Annotated in this window: 19 protein-coding genes; 5 read left to right on the forward strand and 14 right to left on the reverse strand. The window is 72.4% G+C overall.

Translation table 11 applies throughout. From position 1 onward, the window contains the following. The first annotated feature begins 9 nt into the window (after positions 1 to 9). Positions 10 to 1,242, forward strand: coding sequence for an acyltransferase family protein (locus OG618_RS16235; RefSeq protein WP_329488138.1), 1,233 nt, complete (start codon positions 10 to 12; stop codon positions 1,240 to 1,242). On the opposite strand, the gene OG618_RS16240 is transcribed toward OG618_RS16235, so the two are convergent. From OG618_RS16240 to OG618_RS16280, 9 genes are all read right to left on the reverse strand, one after another. Continuing rightward, a complete protein-coding gene (locus OG618_RS16240) occupies positions 1,229 to 1,696 on the reverse strand; it encodes a GtrA family protein (protein ID WP_329488140.1) in 468 nt (155 codons plus the stop codon). The genes OG618_RS16235 and OG618_RS16240 overlap by 14 nt on opposite strands. A 29-nt stretch (positions 1,697 to 1,725) precedes the next feature. Then, the gene (locus OG618_RS16245; protein WP_329488141.1) at positions 1,726 to 4,131 is read right to left on the reverse strand and encodes a hypothetical protein; all 2,406 of its coding nucleotides are present in this window, start codon (positions 4,129 to 4,131) and stop codon (positions 1,726 to 1,728) included. A gap of 95 nt (positions 4,132 to 4,226) precedes the next feature. After that, positions 4,227 to 5,234 (reverse strand): glycosyltransferase family 2 protein, encoded by a 1,008-nt coding sequence (locus OG618_RS16250; RefSeq protein WP_329488142.1) that lies wholly within the window; start codon positions 5,232 to 5,234, stop codon positions 4,227 to 4,229. A gap of 204 nt (positions 5,235 to 5,438) precedes the next feature. Further along, on the reverse strand, positions 5,439 to 6,632 hold the full coding sequence (locus OG618_RS16255; protein ID WP_329488144.1) for an acyltransferase family protein: 1,194 nt from the start codon (positions 6,630 to 6,632) through the stop codon (positions 5,439 to 5,441). A 209-nt stretch (positions 6,633 to 6,841) separates the two neighbouring features. Then, a complete protein-coding gene (tuf, locus tag OG618_RS16260) occupies positions 6,842 to 8,035 on the reverse strand; it encodes an elongation factor Tu (protein ID WP_329488145.1) in 1,194 nt (397 codons plus the stop codon). 236 nt (positions 8,036 to 8,271) lie between these two features. Then, complete coding sequence (gene fusA / locus OG618_RS16265) at positions 8,272 to 10,377, reverse strand: elongation factor G (RefSeq protein WP_329488147.1); 2,106 nt, start codon at positions 10,375 to 10,377, stop codon at positions 8,272 to 8,274. Positions 10,378 to 10,416: 39 nt separating this feature from the next. Then, positions 10,417 to 10,887, reverse strand: coding sequence for a 30S ribosomal protein S7 (gene rpsG, locus OG618_RS16270; RefSeq protein ID WP_148644378.1), 471 nt, complete (start codon positions 10,885 to 10,887; stop codon positions 10,417 to 10,419). 2 nt (positions 10,888 to 10,889) lie between these two features. Then, positions 10,890 to 11,261, reverse strand: coding sequence for a 30S ribosomal protein S12 (gene rpsL / locus OG618_RS16275; protein WP_014144289.1), 372 nt, complete (start codon positions 11,259 to 11,261; stop codon positions 10,890 to 10,892). 504 nt (positions 11,262 to 11,765) lie between these two features. After that, positions 11,766 to 12,356 carry a DUF1707 and DUF4190 domain-containing protein gene (locus OG618_RS16280; RefSeq protein ID WP_329488149.1) on the reverse strand — a complete coding sequence of 197 codons (591 nt, stop codon included), beginning with the start codon at positions 12,354 to 12,356 and terminating at the stop codon, positions 11,766 to 11,768. 238 nt (positions 12,357 to 12,594) lie between these two features. Between OG618_RS16280 and OG618_RS16285 the strand changes: the two genes are divergently transcribed. The 4 genes from OG618_RS16285 (at position 12,595) to OG618_RS16300 (ending at position 17,682) form a co-directional block, all read left to right on the forward strand. Beyond that, positions 12,595 to 13,398, forward strand: a complete 804-nt coding sequence (locus OG618_RS16285; protein WP_329488150.1) for an ABC transporter ATP-binding protein — start codon at positions 12,595 to 12,597, stop codon at positions 13,396 to 13,398. Continuing rightward, on the forward strand, positions 13,395 to 15,041 hold the full coding sequence (locus tag OG618_RS16290) for a transporter (protein ID WP_329488151.1): 1,647 nt from the start codon (positions 13,395 to 13,397) through the stop codon (positions 15,039 to 15,041). Before OG618_RS16285 ends, OG618_RS16290 begins: the two co-directional genes overlap by 4 nt. Before the next feature lie 121 nt (positions 15,042 to 15,162). Next, entirely contained in the window at positions 15,163 to 16,476 is a 1,314-nt protein-coding gene (locus OG618_RS16295) for a DUF2786 domain-containing protein (RefSeq protein ID WP_329488153.1), read from the forward strand. A 99-nt stretch (positions 16,477 to 16,575) separates the two neighbouring features. Beyond that, positions 16,576 to 17,682, forward strand: a complete 1,107-nt coding sequence (locus tag OG618_RS16300) for an ADP-ribosylglycohydrolase family protein (RefSeq protein ID WP_329488154.1) — start codon at positions 16,576 to 16,578, stop codon at positions 17,680 to 17,682. 66 nt (positions 17,683 to 17,748) lie between these two features. Here the strand turns inward: OG618_RS16300 and OG618_RS16305 are convergent, their stop codons facing one another. The 5 genes from OG618_RS16305 to OG618_RS16325 all read right to left on the reverse strand — a co-directional run bounded on the left by OG618_RS16305 (position 17,749) and on the right by OG618_RS16325 (position 22,898). Continuing rightward, a complete protein-coding gene (locus OG618_RS16305; protein ID WP_329488155.1) occupies positions 17,749 to 19,092 on the reverse strand; it encodes a serpin family protein in 1,344 nt (447 codons plus the stop codon). Positions 19,093 to 19,162: 70 nt separating this feature from the next. Next, positions 19,163 to 20,101, reverse strand: a complete 939-nt coding sequence (locus OG618_RS16310) for an ADP-ribosylglycohydrolase family protein (RefSeq protein ID WP_329492139.1) — start codon at positions 20,099 to 20,101, stop codon at positions 19,163 to 19,165. A gap of 66 nt (positions 20,102 to 20,167) precedes the next feature. After that, positions 20,168 to 21,382: a cytochrome P450 gene (locus OG618_RS16315; RefSeq protein WP_329488156.1), complete on the reverse strand. Its 1,215-nt coding sequence runs from the start codon at positions 21,380 to 21,382 to the stop codon at positions 20,168 to 20,170. Positions 21,383 to 21,451: 69 nt separating this feature from the next. Next, positions 21,452 to 22,192, reverse strand: coding sequence for an SIR2 family NAD-dependent protein deacylase (locus OG618_RS16320; protein WP_329488158.1), 741 nt, complete (start codon positions 22,190 to 22,192; stop codon positions 21,452 to 21,454). 97 nt (positions 22,193 to 22,289) lie between these two features. Next, positions 22,290 to 22,898 carry a hypothetical protein gene (locus tag OG618_RS16325; protein ID WP_329488159.1) on the reverse strand — a complete coding sequence of 203 codons (609 nt, stop codon included), beginning with the start codon at positions 22,896 to 22,898 and terminating at the stop codon, positions 22,290 to 22,292. Positions 22,899 to 22,905 lie beyond the last annotated feature (7 nt).

Genomic DNA, 22,905 nt, shown 5'->3' on the forward strand with positions numbered 1-22,905 from the left:
CGACCAGCAGTGCTCCGCCCGCGCGGCACCCTCGCGCGGATCCTCGACGACCGGGCGAACGGGCTCGGCGCGCTCCGCCTCCTGCTGGCCGCCACCGTCGTCGTCTCGCACGTCTTCCCGCTCGGCTGGGGACACCCCGATCCGCTCTGGCTCTGGAGCGGCCGGCAGACCGACCTCGGCAAGGCCGCCGTCCTCGGGTTCTTCGCACTCTCCGGATTCGTGATCACCGAGAGCGCCCGACGGCTCCCGCCCGGCCGCTACCTCTGGCACCGGGCCCTGCGCATCGGGCCCGGCCTCGGCGGCTCGCTGCTGTTCTCGGCCGCCGTCCTGATGCCCGCCCTGTACTGGTGGCAGCACGGCACCCTGGGCGGCTTCTGGACCCGCCCGGACGGTCCGCTGAGCTATCTGACCAGCCTCGGCAGTGCCGCGCCCACCACCGGCTGGGACGTCTCGGGCGTGATCGCCGAGGGCGTCCGCAGCGGGACCAACTTCGACCGGAGCCTCAACGGCGCCCTCTGGTCGCTCAAGTACGAGCTGCTCTGCTACCTGGCGGCGGGGCTGCTGGCCGCCCTGGGGCTACTGCGCCGGCGGGCGTTCGTCGCCTCGGCGGCGCTCGCGCTCTGGCTCCTGGTCGCGAGCGGCGCCGTGGACCTCCCGGCCGAGGTGCCCCCGGCGGGCGGGCCCGGGGTGGCGCTCCCGCTGCTGGGCCTGGTCACCTTCCACCTCGCCGCCACCCTCGGCCTGGCCTTCCTGCTCGGCGGCGTGCTGCGGCTCTACGCCGAGCGGGTCCCGCTCCACGACGCCCTGGCGCTGACCGCCGCGCTCGTCCTGACCGGCTCGGCCCGCTGGGGCGGCTTCGCGGTGCTCGGCGTCCCCGCGCTGGTCTATCTGCTGTTCTGGGCCGCGTCGGCGCTCCCCCGCCGCTGGCGGGCGATCGGCGTGCGCGGCGACTACTCGTACGGCGTGTACGTCTTCGGCTTCCCCGTCGAGCAGGCGCTGGCACTGACCGGCGCAGCCCGCTTCGGTCCGCTCGGCTTCCTGGCCGGCGCGCTGGCCGTGACCGGTCTGCTGGCGGCGCTCTCCTGGCACCTCGTCGAGGCGCCCGCGCTGCGGCTGCGGTCCTGGATCCCGGGGCAGCGGCGGCGGACCGCCGGGCGCGGGCCCCGGCCCCCGGCACCGCCGCGGCAGCCCCGGACGCCGTCCCAGCCGCCGCCGAAGCCGCCCGGGGTCACTTCTCCCTGAAGACCCAGATCTTCATCAGCAGGAACCGGACCACCGTCGCCAGACCGTTCGCGGCGATCAGCCCGGCCACCTCGACCGCCTTCGAGGCGTTCGGCGCGGCCAGGTCGAGCAGCGCCAGCGCCCCGGAGCTCAGACCGAGGCCGATGAGGAAGGCCACCGCGCCCTGGAGCTGGTGACGCAGCGCGCCCTCACTGCCGGTGATCCCGAAGGTGAACCGGCGGTTGGCCGCGGTGTTGGCGACCGCGCTGACCGCGAGCGCGATGAGGTTGGCCGCCTGGGGGTCGACGAAGCGCCGGGCCACCACGTAGAGGAGCAGGTAGAAGAGGGTGCTCAGGACCCCGATCACCAGGAAGGACGGGACCTGGCGCTTGGCCGTCCCGGTGTCGGAGGGCCGCGGGCCCTGGCCGGCCGGCGGCACCTCGGCCGCTTCGGTCGGCTGGTCGGTGGAAACCATGTGAGCACCCATGCGATCGGTTCGGGGGTTCAGGAAATCTCGTACACGGCCATCCGGCCGTTGTCGAAGACCGGCTTGGCGAGGGTCTTCAGGTCCGGCGACTCCGGCGCCACCTTGCGGTTCACCACCACGTAGCGGACGTGGTGCCGCTCGCTCAGCCGGTCGAGGATAGCGGCCGTCGGCCGGTAGACGGAGTCCTCGTTGAGCTTGAGCAGCTCCTGGTCCCAGAAGGACGCGGACTTCGCCGACATCAGCCGCGGCGAGTAGGCCCAGCCCTCCACCAGCACCGAGCGCTCGGAGTAGGCGCTCAGGTAGAAGGACAGGGAGTTCCAGCAGTTCTCCCCGGGGACGGTGTAGTCGCTCTCCGACCGGCAGTGGCCGTTGGTCACCAGGACGTCGGTCGGGTCGCTGTGCGCGCGGACCCAGCGCGCGGCCTCCACCTGACTGGCCGGGAGCGGCCACGCGCCGTCCCACGGGACCTGCCGGGACTGCTGGACGTCGAGCAGCAGGGAGGGGGCGCCGGCCGCCAGCGCCGCGGTGAGCAGCACCACGGCGCCGCGGCCGCGCAGCGCCGGCAGCGCCCGGCCGGCCGCCCACCAGAGCAGGCCGCAGACCGCCGCGGCCCCGGCCAGCGCCGCCGCCGCGGCCAGCGCCGGCACCAGCGCCGTGTAGGACTCGGTGCCGTCGGCGTCGCCGACCGCCTTGAGCGCGAAGGCCGCCCAGTCGTCCGCGTAGTGGTAGATGCCGAGGGTGAGCAGGAGGACGAAGGCCACCGTGCCGGCGCCGAGCGCGAACTTGCCCCGGGTGGGCAGCGCGGCCCGCTCGAAGACCTCGCAGTAGCCCCAGGCCGAGAGCAGCACGCCGAAGGAGAGGCCGGCGAGGGTGAAGTAGCTGGCGTTGAAGCCGTTGACCACCAGGTAGACGGCCGGGCCGGCGATGGCCCCGCCGAGCAGGAACCACTGGGTCTGCTCCAGGCGGAGCCGGCGGCGCCACAGGAGCGGGATCATGCCGACCATCCGCAGCTGGTGGTTGAGCAGGAACGCGATCAGCGTGGCGGCGACGACCACGCTCTGGGTCACCGCCGTCCGGGTCTGCTGCGGATCGGCCCAGTACTTCTCGATGTTGCCGAAGGGCACCACTTCGAGGCCGTAGCTCTCGAAGCGGAACAGCACCGCGGTGGCGAACACCTGGGCGCCGGCGATGACCGCGCCGAGGCCGACGATGGTCCACGGGATGCGCCGCGTGCCGATCAGCACCATCAGACCGGCGAAGGCCAGCGCGGCCAGCGTCACCGGCAGGGAGCTCGCCTTCGCCGCGCTGGAGGCCACCGCGAACAGCGCGGTGAGGACGAACGCGCCCCGGCCGAGCGCCGGGATCCGGGCGGGCCCGTCCTCCTCGGCGCGCGCCTCGCCGCCGCGCCCGCGCAGGGCGTCACCGACCACCCCGATCAGGGCCATCAGCAGCGGCTGGCTGTACGTCAGAGAGAGGCTCGCCCAGGACATCAGCGGTACCGCCGGAGCCCCGAAGGTCCAGTGGCCGACGTTGTTGGGGTAGATCGCGTTGAACTCGCCGACCGCGAAGATCAGCAGGGCGGCGACCGGCCCGGCCCACGGCCGCCCGGTCAGCCGGTGCGCCACCACGGCGGTGATCACCATGGCCAGGGCGGCGAGCGCCGGGACCATCAGGCGCATCTGGACCACGGTCAGGTCGATGTGCCCGACCAGGTCGGTCATCGCCATGTGGACGAAGGTGAACCAGTGGTAGTGCAGCGGCTCCCCGGCGGCCTGCGGGAAGGTCAGCGGGAAGTTGTGCTTGGCGTTCCCGGCCAGCGACAGCAGGTAGGGCAGGTCGATGTACTGCCGGGTGGTCTCGCTGTCCGGCACGACCGGGTTCCGGCTGAGCACCGCCCCGTACATGTAGGCGCTGGTGAACGCGACGGTGCCGGCGACCGACCAGGACCAGCCCGGCGAGGTGCGGCGGTAGCCGCGCGGCCGCCAGTGCCGCCGCAGCCCCGGCACGGCGGCGAACGGGATCACCACCGCCAGCGGCCAGGCCGTGGCCACCGACTGCAGGCCGAGCCCGACCAGGACGGCCCAGGCGGCCAGCTCCAGCACCAGGCCGACCACGGCGCCGAAGGCCAGGTCCTCGACCAGCGTGTGCGGACGGCGCCGCAGCAGGCGGAAGACCAGCGTGCCCGGGAGCATGACGCCCCACAGCACGTAGAAGGTGTACCGCGCGATGTCACTGACCGAGGTGTCGGCGGCCAGCAGCAGGACGACCAGGAAGAGGTAGGCCGCGAGCGCGGGCAGGAACGCCACCACCCGGTCGCGCGGGCTCAGCGGGGCACCGCCGGCGTCCGGCGCGGAACTGCCGGTCCGCCCCGCGGGCGGGGTCGGCGTGCCCAGGGCGGGCGCGGTGCTGTCGGTAGTGCCCATCGCTCTTCTTCTCCTGCGGGCTGTGCGTCGGCTTCCTGGCGGTCGGCGGCCGGTCCGTCCCGCGGCGGCCGGCGCCGCGGGACGGACCGGGGGGGTCACACCGCGTACTCGGAGACCTTCGCCGCCTTCGCGCGGTCCTCGGCCGAGTCGTACCCGACGAAGTAGGCCGGGCGGGCCTGTGCCGCCGAGTAGATCCGGCCGACGTACTCGCCCAGCAGACCGATGCAGACCAGCTGGACGGCGCCGAGGAAGAGCATGCCGACGAACAGCGAGGACCAGCCGGGCACGGTCTTGCCGAGCGCGTACTCGACCGTGGTGTAGATCCCCAGGCAGAAGCAGAGCACGAAGCTCAGCAGGCCGAGCCAGGTGGCGAGCCGCAGCGGGCTGGCGGAGAAGTTGGTGATGCTGTCGATGGCGAGACGGACCATCTTGGACAGCGGGTAGTGCGTGCTGCCCGCGACCCGCTCCTCGCGGACGTAGACGACCTCGCCGCTGGGGAAGCCCAGCCACGGGACCAGCAGGCGGTAGACCGGCTGGTGCTCGGGCATCGCCTTGAGCGCGTCCACCGCGGCGCGGCTGAGCAGGCGGAAGTCACCGGCCTGGTTCGGCATGTTCTTGCCGACCAGCTTGCGCATCAGCCAGTAGTAGGCGCCGGCCGTACGCCGCTTGAAGAAGGTGTCGGTGCCGCGGTCGCCGCGCACGCCGTAGACGATGTCGAGGTTCTTCTCGCGGGCGAGCGCGAGCATCTCGGGGATCTTCTCCGGCGGGTCCTGCAGGTCGGCGTCGATGGACACCACGTAGTCGCCGTAGGCGCGGTGGATGCCCGCGGTCAGCGCCGCCTGGTGACCGGAGTTGCGCGCGAAGCGGACGATCCGGAACTCCGGCCAGTCCTGGTGGATCTTCTGCATGATCGCCGGGGTGGCGTCGGTGCTGCCGTCGTCGATACCGACGACCTCGTAGTCGATCCCCAGCTCGTCCAGGATCGGGCGCAGGCGCTGGACCGTCAACGGCAGGGCCTCCTGCTCGTTGTAGATCGGCATCACGACCGACAACAGCGGCGCCGGCGGGACGGCCTGCTCTGCCGATACTGCTGCGTTGTACATCAGTTGTCGCCTGTCCCTTATGTCTTTGAGAACGATCGATCGATCCCGGAGTGCGGCCGGGTGGCCCGGACGACCGAGCTGATGGTTGCGAAGGAGGGGTGCGCGGCCTGGGTCCACCCCGTGATGGCGGCCAGGCTAGCAGCAGGATTTTGCGATTGCATGAATGATTCTTGGGACGCCGAATTCACGCGTCCCCCTGCATTGTCAGTGCTTCACCGGCGCGGGTTCGTCCGAGGCCCGGCGCAGGGTCGCCATCGAACGGTCCAAGGCGTTCTTCATCATCTTCGAGACCGGCCGCTCGACCAACCGGTGGATCAGCCAGGCCGCCACCATCACCGCGAGCAGGGTCGTCCCCAGGGCCGCCCGGACACCGAAGTCCTTGGTGAGCAGCCAGTGGATCAGCGTCCAGCCGATCTCCTGGTGGATCAGGTAGAGCGGGTAGGTCAGCGCACCGGCGACCGTCAGCCACTTCCACTGCACCCAGTCGAACACGCCCAGCGCGGCACCCAGCACCAGGGCGAACGCGGCCGTCACCGCACCGGCCATGACGTTCCACGAAAGGGGGTGGCCGAGAACGTTGACGTACACCTCCTGGATGGAGGTCAGGCGGGTCAGCGCGAGGATCCAGGAGAATCCGACGATCCCCCAGAGCAGCAGGTTCTGACCGAAGCGGTACATCAGGAACATGCCGACGCCGGCGATGAAGAACGGCGACTCGTTCGGCATGGCGAGGGTGGTCAGCAGCGGGAGGTCCGCCTGCGGGGCGAGCACCGCGAGGATCGTCCAGATCCCGCAGAACGCCACCACCTTGCGGTAGGTGAGGCCGGTCGCCACGACGATCGCGAAGAGCAGGTAGAACCGCATCTCCACCCAGAGCGTCCAGTAGACGCCGTCGACGTGCCGCATCCCGAGCGGAGTCTGAAGCATGGTCAGGTTGCCGAGGATGGTGCCGGCGTTGAGCCCGTCACCGGCCCCCGAACGGGCGAACTGCTTGAGGTTCAGCACCACCAGGCTGGTGAGCGCTATGCCCGCCCAGTAGCCGGGGTACAGCCGGACCACCCGGGAGACGAAGAACTCCCCCGGCCGCTTCCCCCAGCAGCTCATGCAGATCACGAAGCCGCTGATGACGAAGAACAGCTCCACCCCGAGCCAGCCGTAGGCCGCCATCCGGTTCACCGTCGGCAGTACGTCCTTCGGAGTGACGCCCTGCCACACCCCGGAGATGCCGACGTAGGCGGTCCAGTGGAAGGAGAGCACGCTCAGGGCCGCGAAGAGACGCATCCCGTCGAGCGCGTACAGCCGGGGGCGCTTGGCGCGACCATCGGGCGACTGGCCCCCGCGCGCGGCCGAACGGCGCCGGAGAAGCGAGGGCTTCGTGAGAAGGGGGGCAGAGGTCATTCCGGAGCGCTTTCAGCGAGTGGGGCGGAGAGCCTCGGTCAGCCTCGCCCTGGCGACGGCTGCGGGTGGCTCAGTCTATCCGCAGCGCGATCGCCCTACGCACAGGACCCCCGCGCGCTCCGCGCGACACGCCGAAGGGCCCCGCACACCGAGGTGTGCGGGGCCCTTCGGACTTCACCTGTGTGACACAGGCAGGTCCAGAGCCTCGATTACTTGAGGATCTTGGTGACCTGGCCGGCGCCGACGGTGCGGCCACCCTCACGGATGGCGAACTTCAGGCCCTCCTCCATGGCGATCGGCTGGATCAGCACGACCGTCATGGCGGTGTTGTCGCCCGGCATGACCATCTCGGTGCCCTCGGGGAGGGTCACGACGCCGGTCACGTCCGTGGTACGGAAGTAGAACTGCGGGCGGTAGTTGTTGAAGAAGGGGGTGTGACGGCCACCCTCGTCCTTCGACAGGATGTAGGACTGGGCCTCGAACTCGGTGTGCGGGGTGACCGAACCGGGCTTGATGATGACCTGGCCGCGCTCGACATCCTCGCGCTTGATGCCACGGAGGAGCAGACCGACGTTCTCACCGGCCTGGCCCTCGTCGAGCAGCTTGCGGAACATCTCGATACCGGTGACCGTGGTGGTGGTCTTGGTCTCCTTGATGCCGATGATGTCGACAGTCTCGTTGACCTTGAGGATGCCACGCTCGATACGACCGGTGACGACGGTGCCACGACCGGTGATCGTGAAGACGTCCTCGATCGGCATCAGGAACGGCTGGTCCACGGCGCGGGCCGGGGTCGGGATGGCCTCGTCGACCGCGTGCATCAGGCCGAGGAGCTTCTCGCCCCACTCCTTGTCGCCCTCCAGCGCCTTCAGCGCGGAGACGCGGACGACCGGCAGGTCGTCGCCCGGGAACTCGTACTCGGAGAGGAGCTCACGGACCTCGAGCTCGACGAGCTCCAGGATCTCCTCGTCGTCCACCATGTCGGCCTTGTTCAGGGCGACGACGATGTAGGGGACGCCGACCTGGCGGGCCAGGAGGACGTGCTCCTTGGTCTGCGGCATCGGGCCGTCGGTGGCGGCGACGACGAGGATCGCACCGTCCATCTGGGCCGCACCGGTGATCATGTTCTTGATGTAGTCCGCGTGACCCGGGCAGTCGACGTGGGCGTAGTGACGCGCCTCGGTCTGGTACTCGACGTGCGCGATCGAGATGGTGATACCGCGCTGCCGCTCCTCCGGCGCCTTGTCGATCTGGTCGAACGGCGTGAAGGGGTTGATCTCCGGGTACGCGTCGTGCAGCACCTTGGTGATGGCCGCGGTAAGGGTCGTCTTACCGTGGTCGATGTGACCGATGGTGCCGATGTTGACGTGGGGCTTCGTCCGCTCGAACTTCGCCTTCGCCACTGCAGTCCTCCTGAGGACAGTTCTGTACGCCGTGCTGACGTCAGTTGGTCTTTGATCGGGTTGGGTATGCGGCGCTGGAGTGCGCCCCATGCCGTCCCGCGGGTGGGGGCGGAGGCCCCCGGGGGAATCCGAGTGGGTTCCCCCGGGTTCGCCTCCTAATAGCCTAAGGGTTCGCAATCGTCCCGAATGTCGGGATGTCCTGCGAGCTCGGGCAAGGACTCGGCTCGCGCCGGTCCTTACTCGCCCTTGGCCTTGGCGATGATGTCGTCCGCCACGTTCCGCGGAACCTCGGCGTACGAGTCGAACTGCATCGAGTAGCTTGCGCGACCAGAGGTCTTGCTGCGCAGGTCACCGACGTAGCCGAACATCTCGGAGAGGGGCACCAGCGCCGAAACGACGCGGGCACCGTAACGCTCGTCCATGGACCGGATCTGGCCACGGCGAGAGTTGATGTCGCCGATCACATCGCCCATGTAGTCCTCGGGCGTGGTGACCTCGACGGCCATCATCGGCTCCAGCAGGGTCGGAGAGGCCTTACGGGCGCCCTCCTTGAATGCCATCGAGCCGGCGATCTTGAACGCGAGCTCGGAGGAGTCGACGTCGTGCGAGGCACCGTCGAGCAGCGTCACGCGGACACCCTGGAGCGGGTAGCCGGCGAGCACGCCGAACTCCATGGCCTCCTGGCAACCGGCGTCGACCGAAGGGATGTACTCCTTCGGCACGCGGCCACCGGTGACCTTGTTGACGAACTCGTAGCCCTCGCCGGACTCGATCGGCTCGATCGCGATCTGGATCTTCGCGAACTGGCCGGAGCCACCGGTCTGCTTCTTGTGCGTGAAGTCGATGCGCTCGACGGCCTTGCGGATCGTCTCGCGGTACGCGACCTGCGGCTTGCCGACGTTGGCCTCGACCTTGAACTCACGCTTCATACGGTCGACCAGCACCTCGAGGTGCAGCTCGCCCATACCCGCGATGATGGTCTGGCCGGTCTCCTCGTCCGTGTTGACCTGGAAGGACGGGTCCTCCTCGGCCAGGCGCTGGATGGCGGTACCGAGCCGCTCCTGGTCGCCCTTGGACTTCGGCTCGATCGCGACGCGGATGACCGGGGCCGGGAAGTCCATGGACTCCAGGATGACCGGGTGCTTCTCGTCGGACAGGGTCTCACCGGTGGTGGTCTGCTTGAGACCCATGACGGCGACGATGTCGCCGGCGCCCACCGACTCGATCTCCTCACGCTTGTTCGCGTGCATGCGGTAGATCTTGCCGATGCGCTCCTTGCGGCCCTTCACCGCGTTGAGGACGGCGGTGCCGGCCTCAAGGCGCCCGGAGTAGATCCGGACGAAGGTGAGCTTGCCCAGGTGCGGGTCGGACATGATCTTGAACGCCAGAGCCGCGAGCGGCTCGTCGTCCGACGCCTTGCGGGAGATCTTGACCGTGTCGTCGCCGGGCTTGGTGCCCTCGATGGACTCGATGTCCAGCGGCGACGGCAGGTAGTTGACGACCGCGTCGAGCAGGGGCTGAACGCCCTTGTTCTTGAAGGCGGTGCCGCAGAAGATCGGCGTGAAGTCCGAGTTCAGCGTGCCCTTGCGGATCGCGGCGATCAGGAGCTCCTCGGGGACGGCCTCGCCCTCCATGGCGAGCTCCATCACCTCGTCGCTGACGGTCGACACGGTGTCCAGCAGCTGCTCGCGGTACTCCTCGGCCTGGTCCACCAGGTCGGCCGGGATGTCGACGATGTCGTACATCTCGCCCTTGGCGGCCTCGGCCGTCCAGACCAGCGCCTTCATGCGGACCAGGTCGACGACGCCCTGGAAGTCCGCCTCGGCACCGATCGGGAGCTGCATCACCAGCGGGGTGGCGCCGAGGCGCTCCACGATGGTGTCGACGCAGAAGAAGAAGTTCGCGCCCGTGCGGTCCAGCTTGTTGATGAAGCAGATGCGCGGGACGCCGTAGCGGTCAGCCTGCCGCCACACGGTCTCGGACTGGGGCTCCACGCCGGCGACACCGTCGAACACCGTGACGGCACCGTCGAGGACGCGCAGCGAACGCTCCACCTCGACGGTGAAGTCGACGTGACCCGGGGTGTCGATGATGTTGATGGTGTTGTCGACGCCGTCGAGCGTCCAGTGACAGGTCGTCGCGGCCGACGTGATCGTGATGCCGCGCTCCTGCTCCTGCTCCATCCAGTCCATGGTGGCAGCGCCATCGTGGACCTCACCGATCTTGTACGAGACACCGGTGTAGAACAGGATCCGCTCGGTGGTGGTGGTCTTGCCCGCGTCGATGTGCGCCATGATCCCGATGTTGCGGACCCTGGCGAGGTCAAGGGAGGTTGCAGCCATGGTGGCTCGTTCTCTCTCTGTCTAGTGACGGGGTTCGGACTACCAGCGGTAGTGCGCGAAGGCCTTGTTGGACTCGGCCATCTTGTGGGTGTCCTCGCGACGCTTCACGGAAGCGCCCAGGCCGTTGCTGGCGTCGAGGATCTCGTTCATCAGGCGCTCGGTCATGGTCTTCTCGCGACGGGCGCGGGAGTAACCGACCATCCAGCGCAGCGCCAGGGTGCTGGCGCGGCCCGGACGGACCTCGACCGGAACCTGGTAGGTCGCGCCACCGACACGGCGGGACTTGACCTCAAGAGCCGGCTTGACGTTCTCCAGCGCGCGCTTCAGCGCCACGACGGGGTCGGAGCCGGTCTTCTCGCGGACGCCCTCAAGGGCGCCGTAGACGATCCGCTCGGCGGTGGAGCGCTTGCCGTGCAGCAGGATCTTGTTGACCAGCTGGGTGACGACCGGGGAGCCGTAAACCGGGTCGATGATGACCGGGCGCTTCGGGGCGGGGCCCTTACGAGGCATTCTTACTTCTCCTTCTTGGCGCCGTAGCGGCTGCGAGCCTGCTTGCGGTTCTTGACACCCTGGGTGTCGAGCGAACCGCGGATGATCTTGTAGCGGACACCAGGAAGGTCCTTCACACGACCACCGCGCACCAGCACGATGGAGTGCTCCTGCAGGTTGTGGCCCTCGCCCGGGATGTAAGCGGTGACCTCGATCCCGCTGGTGAGGCGCACACGGGCGACCTTACGAAGCGCCGAGTTCGGCTTCTTCGGGGTGGTCGTGTACACACGCGTGCAGACGCCGCGACGCTGGGGCGAGCCCTTCAGCGCGGGAGTCTTGTTCTTCTCGACCTTGTCCTGCCGGCCCTTTCGGACCAGCTGCTGGATCGTAGGCACCGTTTCTCCGTTTTCTGTGTGCCAAGGCTTGGTAAAACTAACCTGCGGTGTCTCCATCGCACACGACCCCGTGGTCGACCCACGCGGTCGGGTGTGTTGGGCTTATTCCGACACGGAATCCCATGAGCTGATGTACAGCGACGGCGCTCAACGCGCGGAGCACTGGGAGGCGCTCCGGCTCGGCGCGGCGGCCGGTGTGCATGCACGCACAAGGACCCGGGGACACCCCAGGCACAAGGTCAGAGCGTACCTAGCGCATCGGGCTCGGTCAAAACAAATGCAACGCCGCAGGTCGCGGCGGTGGCCGGGCGGCGCCGGGGTGTCGCGCGCACGACTTCCCGGTGACGAACCGCTCTTCTGCCGCTCTACCACACCCCGGCGGGCGCCGCCACCGGGGCGGGCGCCGGCCGGGGGGCCGGGCGGGCGAGGGCGATCGGCCGGTCAGGCGCCAGGCGGTCAGGCGCTCAGGCGCTCAGGCGATCAGGCGATCAGGCGATCAGGCGATCAGGCGATCAGGGCCAGCATCAGCAGGGTGTAGACGGCGCTGGCCAGGTAGCCGAAGACCAGGCCGACCGTGGCCATGGTGTCGCCCTCCTCGTTGCGCTCCCGGATCTGGGCCTTGGCAATGTGCCCGGTGATCACGGCCGGCAGCCCGAGCCCCATCAGGCCGAGCACCATCGACGCCACGGCCGTGCTGTTGGTCGGGCGGGTCGGCACCGGCGGGGGCGGCAGCAGGAAGGTCTGCGGCACCGGCTGGCCGACCGCCGTCATCGGCGGCATCGGCGTCACCATCGGGCCGGAGGGCAGATCGGCCACCAGCCGGGCCAGCTCGCCGTACGTCTGCGCGGCGCTCGCCGCGTCGAAGCGCTGGCCGTACTCGTCGGCGGAGAGCCGGCCCTCGGCGTACGCGGCCTTCAGCACGTCGACCGTGCGGTCCCGGTCGGTGTGGGCCGCCCGCATCGCCGACTGCGGCATCGGCGCCGGCTGCGCGTAGGACTGGGCGTACGGCTGCGGCTGCGCGTACGGCTTGGCCGGTACCTGGGGCGGCCGTCCTCCGTACCCGGGGCCCTGCTCGCCCCACGGTTGAACGGCCATCCGCCACCTCCGACACCCCGGCGCGCCGTGCGCGCTCACTGGCCTTCATAGTGCAGGACGAACAGGGGGCCTGAGTAGTTGCCACTTTCCGCGACCTGCCTCGGCGGCCCCGAGGAGCGCCTCACACTCACCCGTTCGGCCCAGCCCAGCCCAAGATCATCAATCCGGACGACAGGCCGCCCCGGGCGATGGCAGGCTGGCCTGGACATTCACCCGTTTCCCAGCAGAGAAGGCCGCCATGCAGGCGTCAGCACCGCCGTCCCCGGTCCCCGCGTCCCCGGTCCCCGCCGCCGTCAGCATCCAGGGGCTGTGGAAGCACTTCGGCAGCCAGGCGGCGGTCGCCGGACTGAGCCTGGAGCTGCCGGCCGGCGCGTTCATCGGCCTGGTCGGCCCGAACGGCGCCGGCAAGACCACCACGCTCTCCATGGTCACCGGCCTGCTCCGGCCCGACCAGGGCACCGTCCTGGTGCACGGCGCCGACGTCTGGGCCGACCCGGTCGCGGCGAAGGCCCGGATCGGCATCCTGCCCGAGGGCCTGCGGATGTTCGAACGGCTCAGCGGCCGCGAACTGCTGCAGTACAACGGCCGGCTGCGCGGCCTGCCCGGGGCCGAGGTGGACCGCCGCGCCGAGGAGCTGCTGGCCGTCCTGGACCTCGCCGGTGACGCCGACAAGCTGGTCGCCGACTACTCCACCGGGATGCGCAAGAAGATCGGCCTGGCCGCCGCGCTGCTGCACAACCCCGACGTGCTCTTCCTGGACGAGCCCTTCGAGGGCGTCGACCCGGTCTCCGCCCAGACCATCCGCGGCGTGCTCAAGCGCTACGCCGCGGCCGGCTCCACCGTCATCTTCTCCAGCCATGTCATGGAACTCGTCGAGCAGCTCTGCGACTGGGTCGCCGTGGTCAACGCCGGCCGGGTGATCGCCCAGGGCCCGCTGGACACCGTGCGCGGCGACCGCAGCCTGCACGAGGCGTTCCTGGACCTGATCGGCGTCCGCGAGGACGACGGCCAGGCCCTCGGCTGGCTCGGGGGCGAGCGGTGAGCTCCACCCGCGCCGACACCGGGGTCCGCACCGCCCGCGCGACCGTGCCCGACGGGCGCGTGGTCGTCCGCACCCTGGTGTCGCTCAAGCTGCGACTGCTCCGCAACGGCCTGCGGCGCAGCCGCGGACGCGCCGTGCTCTACGTCGTCGGCACGGTGGCCGGCCTGCTGTTCGCCTCGCTGATCGCGTTCCTGCTGGCCCTGCTGAACGGGCACGCCGGCGCCGGCGACGCGGGCGTGATGCTGGTCGGCGCCCTCACCATCAGCTGGGCCGCGCTGCCGCTGTTCCTCTTCGCCAGCGACGAGAGCGCCGACCCGACCCGGCTCACCATGCTGCCGCTGCGCCCCGGCCCGCTGCTGCGCGGCTCGGCGCTGGCCGCGCTGCTCGGGCCCGGCCCGCTGGTCGCCCTGGTGCTGGTCACCGGCGCGGCGCTGTCCGGCGCGGACGGCGCCGCCTCGGCGACGGCCGCGGTGGTCGGCGTCCCGCTGACGGTGCTCACCCTGGTGACGCTCTCCCGCGCGGTCGCGGCGGGCAACGCCCGGCTGCTCTCCAGCCGGCGCGGCAAGGACTTCGCGATCTTCGGCGGTCTGCTCTTCGCGCTGCTGATCCAGGTCGCCAACGTCGGTTCGCAGAGCGTCTTCGGCAAGCCGGGGAAGGACGGCCTCGACCTCAGCCCGCTGGCACCGATCGCCTCGGTGCTGCGCTGGGTGCCGCCGGTCGGCGCGGCGGACGCCGGACGCACCGCCGGTGAGGGGCGGTACGGGCTGGCGCTGCTCCAGCTGGCCTCCACGGCCGTCGTGCTGGCCCTGCTGCTGCGCTGGTGGCGGGCCAGCCTCCAGCAACTGATGGTCACCGCCGACGCCTCCACCCTGGAGGTGGCGCGCGGCGTGCAGGCCTCGCGCGGCTGGGGCTTCCTGCCCGCCGGCCGGACCGGCGCGGTGATGCAGCGCCACCTGCGCTACGCCTGGCGGGAGCCGCGCGCCAAGGCCGCCGTCTTCACCAGCATCGGGATGACGGTGGTGATCTGCGTGCTCTCGGTGGTCCAGGGCTGGTCGACCGTCTACCTGGTGGCCGCCACCGGGATGTTCCTCGGTCTGCAGATGCTCAACCTGTTCGGCATGGACGGCTCGGCGTTCTGGATGGTCGCCGCGACCCTGCTGACCCCCGCCGACGCCCGCGAGGAGCTGCGCGGGCGGGCGTTCGCGATCCTCTCCTACGCGGTGCCGGTCACCCTGGTGCTGGCGCTGCTGCTGGCCGCCGTCACCGGTGACTGGGCCGGTCTGGCGCCGGCGTTCGGCCTGGCGCTCGGCCTGCTCGGCTGCGGCATCGCGATCGGCGCGGTGCTCAGCGTGCTGGCCCCGTACACCATGCCGTCCGACAACAACCCGATGCGCAACGCCGCCCCCGGCCAGGGCGGGCTGGTGATGCTCAACAGCTTCGGCTCGATGTTCGGCGCCGCGCTGCTCAGCCTGCCGGTCTCCGGCTACCTCGGCTGGGCGCTGCTCTCCGACGGCCCGGCCTGGCCGGTGCTGGCGCTCGGCCTGCTGTACGGCGCGCTGGTCGCCTTCCTCGGCATCCGGCTGGCCGCCGGCCGCCTGCTGGAGCGTGCCCCGGAGATCCTGGCCAAGGCCGTCGAACGCTGACGGCCAGCCCGTCGGGCACCCCCGCGAGCGCCCGGTCCCCGTCGTCGGGGCCGGGCGCTCCGGCATCATGGGCGGAGGCCGCCCCGACCGCGGGACGGGCACGACGAGAGCAGGCGACACCGTGGGCAAGCGCAGGCAGCAGGGCGGGACCGGGGCGGACGGGAGCGCCGGACCGCTACTGGAGCAGGCGGTGCGAGCGGTGCTGACCGCACCGGACGAGGGGCTGGACCTCGCCCTGGACACCGGCGCCTCGCTGCTGGCCGCCTCCCCCGCCCAGTGGCCGGCGGTGAGCCGGGCACTGCTCGGGTACGCGGACACGGCGGTCGGGCGCTGCTGGTCGGCGGGCTGGCGGCCGGCCGACCTGGCCCGGGTGGTGCGGCGGGAGCTGAAGCCGGTGCACCTGGCCCTCGCGGTGGACCTCATCGCCGCCGAGAACCGCCGCCACCCGGCGGCCACCACCGACCGGCGCTGGCAGGAGCAGCTGCGCGAGCTGGAGACCGCGGTGTGGTGGCCGGGCGACGAGGCGTACCTGGGTGCCTTCGCCGACCGCCACCGGCTGGACCGGTTCGCGCTGGCCACCAACGTGCTGGAGCTGCTGCGCAGCTGGGGCCGGCTGCCCCCGATCGCCCCGGTCGGCCCGGCTCCCGGGCCGGGCGGGCAGGCCCCCCGGACGGAGCGGCGGGCCGCGGGCCCGGTGCCGGGCGAGCCGCGGATGCTGTCCCGGATCCGGGCGCTGCTGGCGAAGGCCGAGTCCACCGAGTACCCGGAGGAGGCCGAGGCGCTGACCGCCAAGGCCCAGCAGCTGATGGCCCAGCACAGCATCGACGACGCGCTGCTGGCGGTCGGCGGCGAGGACCGCGACGCCCCGGCGGCGCTGCGGATCGGCGTGGACAACCCCTACGAGGTCCCGAAGACGATGCTGCTGGACGCGGTGGCGGCGGCGAACCGGTGCCGGGTGGTCTGGGCGAAGGAGTTCGGCTTCTGCACCATCATCGGCTTCGACGGCGACCTGGACGGCGTCGAGCTGCTCTACACCTCGCTGCTGGTGCAGGCGACGCACGCGATGAACAAGGCCGGTTCGCGCCAGCACCTGGACGGCGCCTCGCGCACCAAGGCGTTCCGGCACTCCTTCCTGGTCGCGTACGCGGCGCGGATCCGTGAGCGGCTGACCGCCGCGACCGAGCAGGCCACCAGCGACGCGGCGGCCGGCCGGCACCTGCGCGAGGACGGCACCGAGGAGCAGCTGGTGCCGGACGAGCGGCTGCTGCCGGCGCTGGCGGCCCGGACCGAGGCGGTCGACCAGCAGGTCGGGCGGATGTTCCCGAAGCTGGTCTCGCAGCGGGTCCGGGTGAGCGACGGCGAGGGCTGGGTGGCGGGCCGGGCGGCGGCCGACCGGGCCGCCCTGCACGGCCGGGCCGGGGAGATCCGGCGGTAGCGGTCGGGCCTGATAGAACGGACGTCGGCAGGGCCGGTCCGGCCGGTCCGGCCTCGGCCCGACCGGCCGGGCGGGCCCCGGGAGCAAGGGGGAGCGACGGTGGCGGTGACGGAGTCGGGGTATGCCGACCGGGTACGCGGGGCGCTGCTCGGCGGGGGCGTCGGCGACGCCCTGGGCTGGCCGGTGGAGTTCCAGCAGCTGCAGCAGATCCGGGAGCAGTACGGCCGGGCCGGGGTGACCGGGCTGCCCGGTGGCGGCCGGATCGCCGAGGTCACCGACGACACCCAGATGACGCTGTTCACCGCCGAGGGGCTGATCCGCGGCTTCGTCCGGGGCTGGTCGGGCGGCGGCGGATCGGTGCCGGAGGCCGTCCACGGCGCCTACCGGCGCTGGCTGCTGACGCAGCAGCAGGGCGCTCCGGACCAGGGCCCGCTCCCCCGCCCGTACGACGGCTGGCTGCTGCGGCAGCCGTTCCTGTACGCGCGGCGGGCGCCGGGCAACGCCTGCCTGAGCGGGGTGTCGTACCACCCGGAGTTCCGGGCACCGGCGCCGTTCGGGCAGTCGGGGCCGATCAACGCGCACTCCAAGGGGTGCGGCACGGTGATGCGCTCGGCGCCGTTCGGGCTGGCCCGGCTGGGCGTCGAGCAGTCCTTCGGGCTGGCCGCGCAGTGCGCGCAGCTCACCCACGGGCACCCGACCGGCTACCTGGCGGCGGGCGCGTTCGCGTCGCTGGTCGAGCGGCTGGTGGACGGGGTCGAGCCGTGGACGGCGGTCGGGCAGGTCGTCGAGCAGACCCGGGACTGGCCGGGCTCCAAGGAGACCGTCCTGGCGCTGCACCGGGCGGTGCGGGTGGCCGAGGAGGCCGAGCCCTCGGCGGAGGCGGTGGAGCGGGTCGGGCTCGGCTGGATCGCCGAGGAGTGCCTGGCGATCGCGGTGTACTGCCTGCTGGCCGCCGCGTCCGGGCCGGACCCGGCCCGGACGGCGCTGCTGCTGTCGGTGAACCACTCCGGGGACAGCGACTCCACCGGCGCGGTCTGCGGCAACCTGGTGGGCGCGGCGTACGGCGCGGCGGCCCTGCCGACGGCCTGGACCGAGGCGGTCGAGGGCACGGAGACGCTGCTGCGGGTGGCGGACGACCTGCTGGTGCTGTTCGGCAGCCGCGAGCCGACCCACCCGGCCCTGGACGGGCGCTACCCGGCCTGGTGACCCGGGCGGGCCTGGTGACCGGGTGGGCGGGCCGCCGCACGGCCCCGGCGGCGCCGACGGCGCCGGTCACCCGGCCTGCGGGTCGGTGACCTGGCCGAGGAAGAGCGGGCGGCCGGTCGTGGTGTCCCTGATCAGGAACAGGAACGGCCGGTCGATGTGCAGTTCCTCGGCCCTCTTGGGGACCGCCCCGGCCGCCGCCTCGATCCCGACGCCGCTTCCGGCGGCGGCCACCGTGCCGTCCTCGTCCACCTGCACGGTGGCCTTCTGCACCACCGTGCCGACCTTCAGCCGCTCGTCCGTCCCCGGTCCGGGGATGCCGCCGAGGTCCGCGGCGTCGAAGGCCGCGGCGACCCCGAGCGCCCGCAGGGTCGGCGTCAGCTCGTTGGCGGTCTCGAAGTGGAAGCGCGGCAGGGTGAGGTCGACCGAGCGCTCGGTGAGCGAGTCGAGGATCATCGTGAGCTGGGCCTGGTCCAGGCCCTTGCGGAAGGCCTCGAACCCGCCCTGGGCGGGCACCAGCAGGTCCATCGCCATCCCGCCGTCCGCGTAGGGCAGTTCGACGGCCTGCCAGGGCTGGCCGAGGATCCCGCCGGAGCCGTCGGCGTAGCGCAGGGTGCCGGTCCGGGCCATCGTGGCGACGGACGGGGTCGAGCCGTCCGGCCGGTGGAACGGCCGGTCGGAGGTCTGCGAGGCCTTGAACGGGGTGGCCCACCTCGCCTTCAGGTAGAGCGCGTCGGTGAGCGCCAGGCGGGTGTCCTGGTTGATCGTCCGCTCGGCGAAGAGGTCCTTGATCCGGCCCTCGGTCGCCTTCTCCACCGTCGCGTTGACGGTCCTGCGGGCGCTCTCCGGATCCTTGCGGAAGTCGGCGGTGTGCACGCCGGTGCCGAAGGCGGCGGCGAGGGTGGCCAGGTAGCCCTGGTCGAGCGGGAAGCCCTGCTGGACCCAGAGGTCGTCCGCCTGGCGCAGGGTCAGGCCGTCGGTGGGCGGGCCGGTCCGGTTCAGGGCGCCGGTGGCGAGGGCGTACTGCTGCGGGGTGAGCCCGGTGTGCAGGGCCTTGGCGAGCTCGTCGGCGGTGGCGCCGCGGGCACCGGGCAGCACCATGGCGAGCACGGTGGCCAGGCCGGACGGCGAGAGCACGAGGTTGCGGCCGGCGCCGTCGGGCGTGGCGGTGAGGGTGTGCAGCAGGTCCAGGCCGAGGGCGTTGGTGGCGGCGGCGGTCGCCGCGACCTGAGCCGGGTCGGTCGGCGGGGCGGAGGTGGGTGCGGGGGCCCGGACGACCTGGTCCGCGACGCCGGTGCTGCCGCAGCCGGTGAGCAGCGGTGCGGCGAGCGCGGCGACGAGGACCGGGGCGAGGAGCGGGGCCGCCGGGCGGCGGCGGGTGCGACTGCGGGTGCTGCGCGTGCGACTCGTCATGGCGGTTCGACGCGGCGCCCGCCGGACCGGTTCCCCCGCCCGACCGGCTCCCTCGCCCCCGGGGCCGGGGTCAGTCCCAGAGCGCGCCGAGCGCGAGCAGCTCGTCCCGGTGCTCGATCCGCTCGACCCAGTCCGCCGGCCAGGCCGACGCGCCCAGGTGCGCGCCGGCGAAGGCGCCGGTCAGGCAGGCGAGGGAGTCGGAGTCGCCGGAGGAGTAGGCGGCCCGGCGCACGGCGGCCACCGGGTCGTCGGGCAGCAGCAGGAAGCAGAGCAGGCCGGTGGCGAGCGCCTCCTCGGCGATCCAGCCCTCGCCGGTGGCCAGGCACGGGTCCGCCTCGACGTCGGGCTCGGCGAGCGCCGCGTCCAGCCGGTCGAGGACGCCGAGGCACTCGTCCCAGCCACGGGCGGCGAAGTGCTCGGGCGAGGGGTCCTGGGCGTGCGCCGCGAGGTCGCCGAGCCAGCACTCGTCGTACCGGGTGCGGGCGGCCCGCGCGTACGCGCGCAGCTCGGCGGTCAGGGCGGCCGGCGCCAGGCCGTCGGCGAGCCTGCGGACCGCGTAGGCGGTGAGGTCACTGGCCGCGAGCGCGGTCGGGTGGCCGTGGGTCAGCGCGGACTGCAGCTGGGCGGCGCCGGACAGCTGGCGCGGCGTCAGCTCCCTGACCAGGCCGATCGGTGCGACCCGCATGTTGGCGCCGCAGCCCTTGGATCCGAGGTCGCTCGCCTCCTGCCAGCGGCGGCCGTCGCTGAGCCGCTGGCAGGAGCGCAGGCAGGTCATCCCCGGCGCGCGGTTGTTCTCGGGCGAGCGCCACCAGTCGACGAACTCCTCGCGCAGCGGCCGCTCCAGCTGCGGCGGGCCGAGCGGGCCGAGCTCCAGGGCGGTGCGCAGGGCGCGTCCCAGGGCGAGCGTCATCTGGGTGTCGTCGGTGACCAGGGCCTTCTTCGGCAGCGGCAGTCGGCGCCAGTCGGGGTCGTGGGCGGCGATCAGCTCGATCGTGCGGAATTCGGTCATCCGCCCCAGGGCGTCGCCGAGCGCCAGGCCCAGCAGTGTTCCGGTCGCCTTGTCCACGGCTCCCCCTCAGATCTCGACCAGCAGTTCCTCCAGCCCCCGGATCACGTAGCCCGGGCGCCATCGCGGCTCGCGGACCAGCCGCAGGCCGGGCGCCCGGCGCAGCAGTGCGCCGTAGGACTCGGTGAGCTCCAGTCTGGCGAGCGGGGCGCCGAGACAGAAGTGAATTCCGGCGCCGAAGGTGACGTGCGGGTTGTCGGCACGGCCGAGGTCGAGCCGGTCCGGGTCGGCGAACCGGGCCGGGTCCCGGTTGGCGGAGCCGAAGAGCAGCGCGACCTCGGAGCCGCGCGGGACGGTGACGCCGCGGACCTCGATGTCCTCCAGCACCCAGCGTTCGAACATCTGGAGCGGGGTGTCCCAGCGCATCAGTTCCTCGACCGCGGTGGGGAGCAGCTCGTCCACCGAGCCGCGCAGCCGGGCGAGTTCACCGGGGTTGCGGAACAGCGCCCACCAGCCGTTGCCGGTGGTGTTGACGGTCGCCTCGTGGCCGGCGTTCAGCAGCAGCACGCAGGTGGAGACCATCTCCTGCTCGCTGAGCGCGTCGGCGCCCTCCTGGGCCTGGATCAGCGCGCTGATCAGGTCGCCACCGGGCTCGGTCCGGCGCTCGCGGATCAGGGCGCGCAGGTAGTCCGAGAACTCGGTGCTCGCGGTGACGGCCCGGCGGGCGGCCTCCTCGGTCGGGTTGAGCTCGAACATGCCGGTGATGTCGGCGGACCACGGCCGCAGCAGGTGCCGGTCGCCCTCCGGTACGCCCAGCATCTCGGCGATCACCGCGACCGGCAGCGGCTCGGCGACGGCGGCGACCAGGTCGCCGCCGCCGGCCGCGAGCAGCCCGTCCACGAGTTCCGCGGCGAGCCGCCGGACGGTCGGGCGCAGCCCCTCGACCATGCGCGGGGTGAAGGCCTTGGAGACCAGTCGCCGGATCCGGGTGTGGTCCGGCGCCTCCAGGTCGAGCAGCCCGTGGTCGTTGAGGGTGTGGAACGGCTCGTGCGCCGGGTCGGGCGCGGGCCGGCCGAACTCCTCGTGGGTGAAGCGGTGGGTGTACGTCCGCCCCAGCCGCCGGTCCCGCAGCAGCGCGCTGACGTCCTCGTGGCGGGACACCAGCCACTGTCCGGTCGGCTCGTAGTACGTCACCGGGGCGTGCTCGCGCAGCTCGGTGTACGCGTCGTAGGGGTGGGCCACGAACGCCGCCGACCAGGGGTCGAACTTCGCCGTCGTCGTCATCGGTCGATCACTCCTGGCCGTGAGGGGGAGCCGGGGTGATCATCGTACGCAGGCGGCCCGTCCGGTCCACTAGGCCTGCTCGGCCACCAGCCGGCGGACCAGGGCGGGGAGCGCGGTGGAGATCGGCTCCCGGATCACCTCGTCCGCCGCCTCGTCGAACGGCGTGGGCTCGCCGTTGACGACGACCAGCCGGGCACCGGACTCCAGCGCGATCTGCGGGAGGGCGGCCACCGGGTACACCTGGAGGCTGGTCCCGACGGCGACGAACAGGTCGCAGGCCCGGGCCACGGCGTCGGCCCGCTGGAGCACCACCGGGTCCAGCGCCTCGCCGAACATCACCGTGCGGGGCTTGAGCACCCCGCCGCACGCCCGGCAGGCCGGGTCCGGCTCACCGGCGGCGACGCGTTCCAGCGCCTCGGCCGTCGGGCCGACGACGTGGCAGCGCACGCACTCCACCTCCCGCGCGGTGCCGTGCAGTTCGAGCACCTTGCGGGCGGGCAGCCCGGCCCGCTGGTGGAGGCCGTCCACGTTCTGGGTGAGCACCCGCACCGGCAGACCGCTGCGCTCCAGCTCGACCAGCGCGAGGTGGCCGGCGTTCGGCTCGGCGGCCAGTGCGCCGGTGTCCCGGCGCAGCAGCCAGGCCCGGCGGCGGACGTCCGGATCGGCCAGGTAGGGGCCGATGGTGACGAGTTCCTGGGCCCGCGGATCGCGCTGCCAGAGGCCGTTCGGGCCGCGGTAGTCGGGGATGCCGGAGTCGGTGGAGACGCCGGCGCCGGTGAGAACGGCGATCAGCGGGCGCTTGGCGGTCATGCCCGGGACGTTACGGGCCCGCCGCCGCCCGCCGCCACCGGAATTCCCCGGGCACGACGGGCCGGCCGCCCCACCCCCCTGCGAACGGCCCGCCCGCTCAGGCCGCGACCGGGCGACGCACCCCGCCGAACCCCGCCAGCGGTGCCAGCGCCGCCAGGTAGAGCGCGGCGGCCGGCGGGATCAGCGCCAGGTCGGCGGCCGTCATCGCCGTCCCGACCAGCACCAGCACCGGGCTCCACCACCGCAGCGCCCGGGTCGCCCCGGCCGAGGCGGCGACCAGCAGCGCCAGCAGGCCGACGTAGAACAGCAGCGGCCCGACCGAGTAGAAGGCCGGCAGCACGCCCGGCCGGCTCTGGATGCCGTCGAACAGCCGGTGCTGGTCGGCCTTGTCCACGGCGACCGCCCCCACGTACAGGTCGATCCCGATCTGGACCACCGAGGCCGCCAGTCCCGCGAAGGCCACCGCCGTGGCCGCGTTCGCGGCGATCCGGCCGGCCGGACGGCGCGGCGCGAGCAGCCCGCGCAGCGCGGCGAGCAGCGGACCGAACAGCAGCAGCCCCGCCAGCATCAGGGCGTGGCCCACCGTCCAGCCGGGGCCGGGCTCCCGTGAGCCCTCCAGCAGCCGGACACCGCCGTACAGCGCCATCAGGACGGGGGCGCCGACGGCGGCGATCGGGGTGAGGCGGTCGAGCCTGGTGACGGTCATGGGTGTT

Source organism: Kitasatospora sp. NBC_01246 (assembly GCF_036226505.1).
GTDB lineage: Bacteria > Actinomycetota > Actinomycetes > Streptomycetales > Streptomycetaceae > Kitasatospora.

Coding starts and splice junctions, on each gene's coding strand:
- OG618_RS16240 (WP_329488140.1), bottom strand. CDS start 1,696: ATGGTTTCCACCGACCAGCCGACCGAAGCGGCCGAGGTGCCGCCGGCC.
- OG618_RS16245 (WP_329488141.1), bottom strand. CDS start 4,131: ATGGGCACTACCGACAGCACCGCGCCCGCCCTGGGCACGCCGACCCCG.
- OG618_RS16250 (WP_329488142.1), bottom strand. CDS start 5,234: ATGTACAACGCAGCAGTATCGGCAGAGCAGGCCGTCCCGCCGGCGCCG.
- OG618_RS16255 (WP_329488144.1), bottom strand. CDS start 6,632: ATGACCTCTGCCCCCCTTCTCACGAAGCCCTCGCTTCTCCGGCGCCGT.
- fusA (WP_329488147.1), bottom strand. CDS start 10,377: ATGGCTGCAACCTCCCTTGACCTCGCCAGGGTCCGCAACATCGGGATC.
- rpsG (WP_148644378.1), bottom strand. CDS start 10,887: ATGCCTCGTAAGGGCCCCGCCCCGAAGCGCCCGGTCATCATCGACCCG.
- OG618_RS16280 (WP_329488149.1), bottom strand. CDS start 12,356: ATGGCCGTTCAACCGTGGGGCGAGCAGGGCCCCGGGTACGGAGGACGG.
- OG618_RS16285 (WP_329488150.1), top strand. CDS start 12,595: ATGCAGGCGTCAGCACCGCCGTCCCCGGTCCCCGCGTCCCCGGTCCCC.
- OG618_RS16305 (WP_329488155.1), bottom strand. CDS start 19,092: ATGACGAGTCGCACGCGCAGCACCCGCAGTCGCACCCGCCGCCGCCCG.
- OG618_RS16310 (WP_329492139.1), bottom strand. CDS start 20,101: ATGACCGAATTCCGCACGATCGAGCTGATCGCCGCCCACGACCCCGAC.
- OG618_RS16315 (WP_329488156.1), bottom strand. CDS start 21,382: ATGACGACGACGGCGAAGTTCGACCCCTGGTCGGCGGCGTTCGTGGCC.
- OG618_RS16320 (WP_329488158.1), bottom strand. CDS start 22,192: ATGACCGCCAAGCGCCCGCTGATCGCCGTTCTCACCGGCGCCGGCGTC.
- OG618_RS16325 (WP_329488159.1), bottom strand. CDS start 22,898: ATGACCGTCACCAGGCTCGACCGCCTCACCCCGATCGCCGCCGTCGGC.